This is a genomic window from Candidatus Hydrogenedentota bacterium, assembly GCA_035416745.1.
Lineage (GTDB): Bacteria > Hydrogenedentota > Hydrogenedentia > Hydrogenedentales > SLHB01 > UBA2224.
The window spans coordinates 68,849-77,396 of the sequence record DAOLNV010000018.1 but is presented as its reverse complement, the minus strand read 5'-3'; the positions used below and the strand labels follow the sequence as shown (position 1 = coordinate 77,396).

The 8,548-nt window shown below is 60.2% G+C and carries 9 protein-coding genes; all 9 read left to right on the top strand.

What is annotated here, in order from left to right:
• Positions 1-1,433, top strand: a 1,433-nt coding sequence (gene fliF / locus PLJ71_08400) for a flagellar basal-body MS-ring/collar protein FliF (protein ID HQM48695.1), incomplete at its 5' end; no start/stop codon positions are given.
• A 37-nt stretch (positions 1,434-1,470) separates the two neighbouring features.
• Complete coding sequence (fliG, locus tag PLJ71_08395; GenBank protein HQM48694.1) at positions 1,471-2,481, top strand: flagellar motor switch protein FliG; 1,011 nt, start codon at positions 1,471-1,473, stop codon at positions 2,479-2,481.
• Between the two features lie 39 nt (positions 2,482-2,520).
• On the top strand, positions 2,521-3,171 hold the full coding sequence (locus PLJ71_08390) for a FliH/SctL family protein (protein ID HQM48693.1): 651 nt from the start codon (positions 2,521-2,523) through the stop codon (positions 3,169-3,171).
• A 3-nt stretch (positions 3,172-3,174) separates the two neighbouring features.
• Positions 3,175-4,491: a FliI/YscN family ATPase gene (locus PLJ71_08385; protein ID HQM48692.1), complete on the top strand. Its 1,317-nt coding sequence runs from the start codon at positions 3,175-3,177 to the stop codon at positions 4,489-4,491.
• 6 nt (positions 4,492-4,497) lie between these two features.
• The gene (locus PLJ71_08380) at positions 4,498-4,959 is read left to right on the top strand and encodes a flagellar FliJ family protein (GenBank protein ID HQM48691.1); all 462 of its coding nucleotides are present in this window, start codon (positions 4,498-4,500) and stop codon (positions 4,957-4,959) included.
• A complete protein-coding gene (locus PLJ71_08375) occupies positions 4,956-5,516 on the top strand; it encodes a hypothetical protein (GenBank protein HQM48690.1) in 561 nt (186 codons plus the stop codon). Before PLJ71_08380 ends, PLJ71_08375 begins: the two co-directional genes overlap by 4 nt.
• Before the next feature lie 189 nt (positions 5,517-5,705).
• Complete coding sequence (locus PLJ71_08370; protein ID HQM48689.1) at positions 5,706-7,508, top strand: flagellar hook-length control protein FliK; 1,803 nt, start codon at positions 5,706-5,708, stop codon at positions 7,506-7,508.
• A 67-nt stretch (positions 7,509-7,575) separates the two neighbouring features.
• The gene (locus tag PLJ71_08365; protein HQM48688.1) at positions 7,576-8,103 is read left to right on the top strand and encodes a flagellar hook capping FlgD N-terminal domain-containing protein; all 528 of its coding nucleotides are present in this window, start codon (positions 7,576-7,578) and stop codon (positions 8,101-8,103) included.
• A 5-nt stretch (positions 8,104-8,108) separates the two neighbouring features.
• Positions 8,109-8,510: a TIGR02530 family flagellar biosynthesis protein gene (locus tag PLJ71_08360; GenBank protein ID HQM48687.1), complete on the top strand. Its 402-nt coding sequence runs from the start codon at positions 8,109-8,111 to the stop codon at positions 8,508-8,510.
• The last annotated feature ends 38 nt before the right edge of the window (positions 8,511-8,548 follow it).

Below are 8,548 nucleotides of genomic sequence, written 5' to 3'. Positions count from 1 at the left end.
TATATGGCAGCAGGCCTCAATACGTGGTGCTCTATTCGGGGCTGGACCGGGAAGATTCCGCTGCTATCATTCAATATCTCTCTGAGAACAGCATCCCCTACAAGGCGCAAGACGCCGGCGCCACCATTATGGTCCCCACCCGGAACCTCAGCGATGTGCGGGTAGCGTTGCGAAACCAGGAATTGCCCAAATCCTATGGTACCGGCGTTGGCTTCGAAATCTTCGATCAGCCCAGTGTGATGACCAGTCAGGCCGAACAGGACATCAAATACTGGCGTGCCGTTCAAGGGGAATTGCAGCGCATGCTCAACGAGTTCTCCTTTGTGCGGCGCTCGCTCGTCTATATCCACCGCGAAGAACAAAGCCTTTTTGCAGACGAACAACGGCCCAATAAGGCGGCAGTGACCCTGGACGTGAGGCGGCCGCTCACGAAGGATGAAATCGAGGCGGTATTGGGTGTCGTCAGCTCGTTCGGAGGAGCGAATCTCTCGACGGAAAACATCACGCTCGCCACCACTGATGGCAAGATTCTTAATCTCCCCTCGGAAGACGAATTTGCGCAGATTTCGAATCGCCGTCTTGACTTTATCAATGAGTATGAACGGCAGCGCGAGCTCAAGGCGGAAACCGCGCTGGCAAAGCTTGGCGTCAAGAGTATTGTGCGCGTAAGCCTTGATATCGAAACGAGTACCGTCGAAGAGACGTCTACAAAAGCCGACAAAGGTACCCCCGTCAGTGAAATGATCACGCGGACGGAATCCACCAGCCGCGAAACGCTTCCCGAAGGCCCTGCAGGCACGCTGGCGAACATTCCGGAAGGCGCCCCAGGCGCCTTGGATACCACGGAAAGCCAGCGCGAAGAGATTTTCAATTACGAACCGAGTATCACGAAGACCACCACGGTTACTCCGCCAGGATCTGTCGTGAAAGCCCGTGCAGTTGCCGTTGTTTCAGGCACTTACGAGCCTATGGCCGGACCCGAGGGAAGCAAGACGGGCGAGTTGCAGTATATTCCGAGAACCGACGACCAGCTTGAGGCCTATCGAACAGTTGTGGCAACGGCGGTGGGACCCGAGCTGACGCCCGAAGAAGTTTCTGTGTTTGATCACCCCTTTGAAATGGAACAGGCGGCGGCCATTGAGACATTTAAGGGATTTGAGGGGGTGCAAATTCAAGAAACTATGCTAAAATGGGGGGGCAGCGTCTTCAAGCTGGTTTTGGTACTGATAGGTTTCTTTGTGTTCAGAAGATTCCTTCTGCGCGTGTTGGTATTTCCAGAAGAGGAGCGCGAGGCGATGCCGCCCGAACATGAGCCCACGCTTAGAGAAATGCGCAGGCGCGAGATGGCTGAGGAAGTGGAGCGGGTGTCCGCCGAACAGCCCGAGCAAGTGGCGTCACTGTTGCGGGCTTGGCTAGCCGAGGGTGAGGAGTAATCCTACGTTAAAGAAGAAGAAAGCGCCGGCGGTGGATATCAGCACGCTGGACGGCAACACGAAAGCGGCCATTCTGCTGGCCTGTCTGGGCCCTACAGCCGCTTCGCGTGTTCTTTCACGGATGGACGACTCGGAAATCGAGCGGCTGACGCTGGACCTGTCCAGTCTGGGCACAATCGATTCGGAGACCCGGGAGGCCATTATCGAGGAGTTCCACCAGATGATGGTGGCCAACCGGTACGTGACACAGGGAGGCGTGGATTACGCGAAGACCTTGCTCGAGTCGGCGTTGGGTCCCGAGCGCGCGGTCGAAATTCTCACGCGTCTGCAAAGCAGTTTGCAGGAGGTGCCGTTCGAGTTTCTCAAGAAGGCGGACCCGAGCCAGATCATTACGTTCATTCAGGACGAACACCCGCAGACCATAGCCTTGATCCTGGCCCATCTCCAACCGGAAATCTCGGCACTGGTGCTGTCAGCGCTTTCTCCGGAATTGCGCGCGGATGTGGTCCTGCGGATCGCCACCATGGACCGGACGCCTCCCGAGGTCGTGCGCGAGGTGGAGCGGGTTCTGGAGCGTAAGATGGCGTCCGTGTTCAGCCATGGTTTCACCTTCGCCGGCGGCGTGAAGGAGGTGGCCGAGATACTGAATCGGATCGAGCGCGCGACAGAGAAGAACATCATGGCCGAACTCGAGGAGCGCGACCCGGAGCTGGCCGACGAAATCTCGCGTTTGATGTTCACGTTCGACGACCTCGTATACGTCGATGACGGAGGAATTCAGAAGTCTCTCCGGGAGATCGATCAGAAAGATCTGGCCCTCGCCCTCAAACACAGCGACGAGGAAGTAAAGGAGAAGATCCTCAAGAACATGTCGACCCGGGCGCGGGAGATGATCGCGGAAGAAATGGAATATATGGGGCCCGTGCGCCTGCGCGATGTTGAGGAGGCCCAGCAGAAAATCGTGGGGATTGTGCGGCGGCTGGAAGAAGCCGGCGAAATCATTATTGAAGGACGCGGCGGCGGTACGGAAGATGACATCATCGTGTAATCGCTGAGCGTTCGCGAATGGGGAGTTCCTAACGGGGAAATGGCACGAATAATCAAATGCTGGGAACCGGATTCGGTTGCATATCCTTCCTACCAGCGGGAGGCCCTCGAACTGCTCGGTCCCGGCCTGCGCCAGAACTCGGGCGATTTGGCCCTGGACCCTCGGCAAATCATCGACGAAGCGCGAAAAGAGGCCGAGTTGAAGGTGCGAGAGGCGTATGCGGAAGGGCTTCGCCGAGGGACCGAAGCGGGCCGGGCCCACTTCGAAGAGTCCGTCGGAAAAGCGGCCGAGGCGCTTGAGAGCGCGGCGTCGGCTATTCAGGCGGCGCATGAGCAATTCTTGCAGTCGTTGGAACCTCAAGTCGCCGCTCTTGCGGCGGCTATCGCGAAACGCATCGTTCGGCGCGAGCCTTCCGTGGACCCGGAGCGCGTGCGGACGACCGTTCGGGAAGCGCTTGGCCATTTCGAGAAAAGCGAACGGATTACCCTGCGGCTGAGCCCCGCCGACCTCGCCGCGATGGAAGCGCAGAACATACGGCTTCTCGATGAGTTTACCGCGATAGAAAACCTCGAGGTCGTGGCCGACGAGACAGTGGCTCCGGGGGGATGCGTGGCGGAATCCGAATATCTGGAAGTGGACGCCCAAATCGATACACAGCTCCAGAAGATATTCGACGACGTCTTGGAGTGACCTGTGGCGACTATAAACCTTGATCGATATCAACTTCGTGCGCAGGAATGCGAGCCCGTTTGCGTATATGGGCGCGTTGTCGACGTCGTCGGGCTCACGGTGGAAGCCACGGGCCCTGCCATGCGCATCGGGGACCTGTGCTACGTGCAACCCCGTGACCCAGCCGACAAGGTTCCCGTCGAGGTGGTGGGGTTTCGCGGAAAGCGGATCCTTCTCATGCCCTTGGGCGACATGAATGGAATCGCGCCCAACAGTCTCCTGATCCCGACCTACAAACCCCAGACGGTGCATGTGGGAGACGCACTGCTCGGCCGGGTTATTGACAGCATGGGCATGCCTTTGGACGACGGGCCCGTGCCGAAGACGACGGAACGGGCGCCTCTGACGGCTGTCCCGCCCCGGCCGTTGGAAAGGACGCGCATCGAGACGCCGGTGGCCACGGGTATCCGCGCGATCGATGCGTGCATCACCTGCGGCAAGGGTCAGCGCATGGGGGTGATGTCGGGAAGCGGTATCGGCAAGAGCAAGATGATCGGGATGATCGCGCGTAATACCAGCGCGGACGTCAATGTTATCGGCTTGATTGGCGAACGGGGCCGCGAGGTGAGGGAATTTGTCGAGGGTGATTTGGGACCGGAAGGCTTGGCCCGGTCGGTCGTTGTGGTTGCCACCTCAGACGAGCCGGCCCTCCGGCGCGTGAAGGGCGCGTATATGGCCACGGCCATCGCGGAATGGTTTCGCGAGCGCGGGGCCGACGTGATGCTCATGCTGGACTCGATTACGCGCTTCGCGATGGCGCAGCGCGAGGTGGGGCTGGCCATCGGGGAACCTCCCACGACGAAGGGGTACCCGCCATCGGTGTATTCGTTGCTGCCGAAACTTCTTGAGCGCGCCGGCACCTCGCCCCAAGGGAGCATAACCGGCATCTATGCTGTCTTGGTCGAGGCGGATGATATCAACGACCCGATTGGCGACGCTGTGCGCAGCATCCTCGACGGTCATATCGCGTTATCGCGTGATTTGGCGACTCGAGGCCATTATCCCGCCATAGACGTTACGGGGAGCGTCAGCCGGTGCATGATAGACGTCGTAAGCGAGGAACATCAGCGCCTGGCGCGCGAAGTGCGCCGGGTGCTTGCCACGTATCGTGATGCAGAAGACCTGGTGAATATCGGCGCCTACGTGGGAGGCAGCAATCCGGAGATTGACCGTGCGCTGAAACTCATGCCGAAAGTGCGTCTGTTCCTCCAGCAGGGACTCTATGAGGAGTCCCCGTTTGAAGAGATCGAACGGCTGATGCGAAATGCGTTACAGGGTTAGGCGAAGATGGCCTCTTTAAAACCATTTCGATACGGCGTATTGTTACGCGTGAGGCAGCGTCAGGAAGACCTGAAGTCTCTGGCGCTTGCCGAAATGCGCCGCGCGGTCCATACCGCGGAGGAGCAACACAGTGAAATCGTCGGCGAACAGATAGCCGCTCTTACCGCCGCGGCGGCACTGACGCGCGAGCGGTTCGATGCGTCAGACGTCCGGTGTTATTTCTCGTATGAACGGTATCTCTCCCGGCTTGCCGTGGAAAAACATGCGGAGCTCATGCATCTACGGACCCAGGAGGAGGTGCGCCGAGGCGAATTGGAACAGGCCATGAAGAACCGCAAGATCCTCGAGCGGCTGAAAGAACACAGGGATGCCGCATACCAGTACGAACTCGGCAGGGAAGAACAGCATTATCTGGACGAGGTTGCCGTCAACCGGGCGGCGATGGCTAACGGGCGGCGCGCATCATGAGAATTGCAGCATTAGTCGGGGCTTTCGTGGTGACTTTTCTTGTTACAATCCTCATGGTGCTCTTTTTCACGGGGAACCTGAACCGGGCGGGCATTGTGCAATTGTTGGGGCGGAAACAAGCGGCTATTGAACCGGCCCAGCCGCCCGCGGAAGAGGCGGACCCGCTGATAGCTGCGCTTCGTGAAAAGGAACAGGAACTGAAACAGCGGGAAACGCAAATCGCGGAAGAAGAAAAGCGTCTCGCGCTGATGCGCAAAGAATTGGAATCCCTCCGGAAGAATCTCGACTCGATCCTGGCGGACCTGAACAGATCGCTCGACGGCGCTGACGCGGCTCTGGACCAGCGCCTGCTGACCGTGGCGAAATCCGTCGCAAGCATGGAAGCCAAGAAGGCCGCCGAGACGTTGACCTCCGAGCTGTTCACTCCCGAAGAGGCTGCCATGATTCTCCAGCGAGTCGAGGAAGACCGCACCCGCGGAAGTATCCTGGATGAAATGGCGCCTGAAAAAGCGGCCCTCGTACTGCAGGCCCTGAAAAACCCCCGCCACGGCTCGTAGCGGGCGTCTGCCCTTACACAGACCTCGCGCTGCTATCGTTGAATGCCGTACGGGGTCCCCCGCTTGTCCCTCATGTATTTCCGGTAAGCAACCATGCAACTGGAGCTCTCTGAACTGCGTTTCTCGTGCGCCTCTTGTGTTAAGGGGCAGCGAGAGGCGCCGTATCTCGCATGAAAGGAGGTGAATCGTGTGGGTATTTCACCAGTACTAATGCAACTGCTTCAGGCAGGGCAGGGTTTGCACGAGCCCGGTGGCGTTGCTCCCGAGCAGAATGCTCCGGCCGTTGCCGGACAAGGACAGCCGTTTGCCCTTGTTCTTGCGCAAGAGGCTGCGCTGGCTGTTGCCAAGGTTCTTGGCAAGCCCGTGCTGATCCTGCCGGACGGGAGGCTCCTCTTGGAGTTCGAGCCTTCTGCTGTTCCGCCGGGCGGCATGGTGCTATCTCCGCCTGGGGCGCAGTCCGTTCATTTGGCGCCTGAGGCTGATGAAGCCGTACCCGATGGTGAGACGGCCGACCCGGAGGACGCTCAGAACGGTCGGGTATGCTGTTTTCCGTTCGTGCAGGAACTGCAGCCGGCGCTTTGCAGCCAGGCAAAGCTGTTGAGCGGCGGGACTGCTGATTCGGAAGATCCTGAGACGCCTGCCCCGCGGCTACAAAGCACGGCGGCATATCGCGTCGTCGAGCACAGCCAAGGCGACAGGGTTCCTCTGAAAGAGGCGTGGTCCCTGGCGGGGGCGTCCGGTGCGCTCGGAGGAACCGAGGAAGCGAGTGGGGGAGAGCCTTCACTCGCCGCTCAGTTGCCGCCGATGACCGCTCATCCCCCCCCTGCCGAACCCGAGACCGCGGCGCAGGCGAATGTTCCGGCCCCGACGACTGAGGACCCGGACAGCGCCGTTCCCGTCCTGTCTCAAGCCGCCGCCGACAGGGGCGCCGTTGGGACGGCTTCCCCGATCGCGCGGGGCGGGCCTCCGCCCGCGAGCGATGGCGAGGGGCTTGCGGGATCACAAGCGCCTGCATGCGCGCCTGATGCAGCATCGAGTGCCCAGACCGGGTCAACGGCGGCGCGGGAAGCGTTTGCCTGTCTGACTCCGGAGGGCGTGAAGCTCGAGGTTCTTGCGGTAGAAACAGGGTCTGGGACGGCCGAAACGAGCACGAATCCCGGCGCGGTTTCAGTTCACGTGACGGGGCCGCGTACGGCCACGGTTGCCCACGATGCGGTCCCGGGCCTCCAACACAGACAGCACGGACAAGCGTCTGAAGAGGGTAGCCAGCCAGCATCCGGCGGGCTCTCCGAATCCCAGAGCGCACCGGCGCCTTCCTCGAAGGTTGGGGAGTTTCTGGCCTGTTACCTCGACACTGAGAAGGCCGCGGAGGAACCTCCCGTAGCGCGCTCTGCCCTCGAGATGCCGCATGCCGGGACGCAACGGGTGCTTCACGAGACGCCGCTGGTTGCGGCGTCCTCGCAGCCAACGCCGGGCGCGTCTCGGGACTTGGGCATAGTCCACGCTGCCGGAGACGTTGCAGAATACGCTGTTCCGCGTGAACTCGCGTTACGGGACTCGATGACGGAGTTGGCCGTCAAGAGCGTCCGTTACCTTGTGTCCGAGGGCGAAAAATCGCTCCGGGTACGATTGGCGCCGGAATCTCTTGGCGAAGTCCGTGTCGAAATCGTTTCCGTTCGCGATGAACTCCATTTGCGTCTGGTATCGGGTAATCCGTCCGTACGCGATGCGATGGAGAATGGTTCGGAGGGACTCCGAAACGCGCTTGCGCGCGATGGAGTCAATGTGGTTCGCGTAACGGTTTCCCCGGACGGCGGAGCATCCGGCGGCTATGCAAATCTCACCGGTAAGGGGACTGCCGACGGAAATGCGCATTATGGATCCCGTAGCCCGGAGTTCTGGAACAAATCTTATGGTAACGCGCAGACGGCATCTGACGGACGCCGGGCGCGCACGGCCTATCACGAAGGGTTGTTGAGTCTCTACGCATGAACGGGGACCTGCCTGTCTTATGCCGTGTCAGGCTCAATGACGCCGGTGCTAAGGAAAGGAGGAGCATATGAACGCGCTTGTAGCCATTCGGGACAATTTCGCGGGCGACCTGAGTTCGACGCGCATCGCGCGCGAGGAGGTCGCCGGAAAATTGCAGTCGATGTCCGACGCGCGAGTGGCATACGTGTTGAAACAGGCCGGTTTGGTGAAAAAAAGCGATAGCGCCGAGGTCGCGTACGAAATGACAAACGACCTCGATCGCGACGCTTTCTTGCAGCTTCTGGTGCTCGAAATGCAGCACCAGGACCCCTTGAATCCCGTGGACAACACGGAAATGGTGGCGCAACTGGCGCAGTTTGCCTCGCTCGAGCAGATGAACAATCTTAACGAGAGTTTTGAAACGCTCAGCGGCAACTTCGACCAGTTGAACTTCATTTCCGCCAGCAGCCTCGTGGGACACGAGGTCACCGGCATAGATGATGAAGGCAACCTGGTGCAGGGAACCGTGGAAACCGTTCACCTGGACGGAAGCCTGGTTTATCTGACTGTGGATGGAAAGTTGCTCTCGATGGCGGGCGTTCTCAGTGTAGGGTGACCGCCATGATCGAGCACGTACAACTCACACCTGTGCAGGACATCGGGGCGAGGGCGCAGACGCCTGCGCCGGCATCCACTGTCTCGCAAACATCGTTCTCGGATATCCTGGCCCGCGTCCAGCGCGCGCAATCCGCGCTGCGGTTCTCTGCGCACGCGGCGCAACGGCTTCGTGACCGCAATATCACACTGTCGGACACGGAGAAGACGGCGTTGCAGCAGGGCGTCGAACGAGCGGCCGCCAAGGGGTCTCGAGAGACCTTACTCCTTACCGAAGATGCGGCGTTCGTGGTGAGCGTCGCCAATCGGACCGTTATCACGGCTGTTCCCCGTTCGGAACTCGGGGACGCCGTATTCACCAATATTGACAGTGCCGTGCTCGTGGCTTCCAGCCCGGGGCGGGTGTAACGCAGTTAAGGATAGGAGCCGGACCCTTCAGGGGAGGC

Coding starts and splice junctions, on each gene's coding strand:
- PLJ71_08360 (HQM48687.1), top strand. CDS start 8,109: ATGATCGAGCACGTACAACTCACACCTGTGCAGGACATCGGGGCGAGG.
- PLJ71_08380 (HQM48691.1), top strand. CDS start 4,498: ATGGCCTCTTTAAAACCATTTCGATACGGCGTATTGTTACGCGTGAGG.
- PLJ71_08365 (HQM48688.1), top strand. CDS start 7,576: ATGAACGCGCTTGTAGCCATTCGGGACAATTTCGCGGGCGACCTGAGT.
- PLJ71_08390 (HQM48693.1), top strand. CDS start 2,521: ATGGCACGAATAATCAAATGCTGGGAACCGGATTCGGTTGCATATCCT.
- PLJ71_08375 (HQM48690.1), top strand. CDS start 4,956: ATGAGAATTGCAGCATTAGTCGGGGCTTTCGTGGTGACTTTTCTTGTT.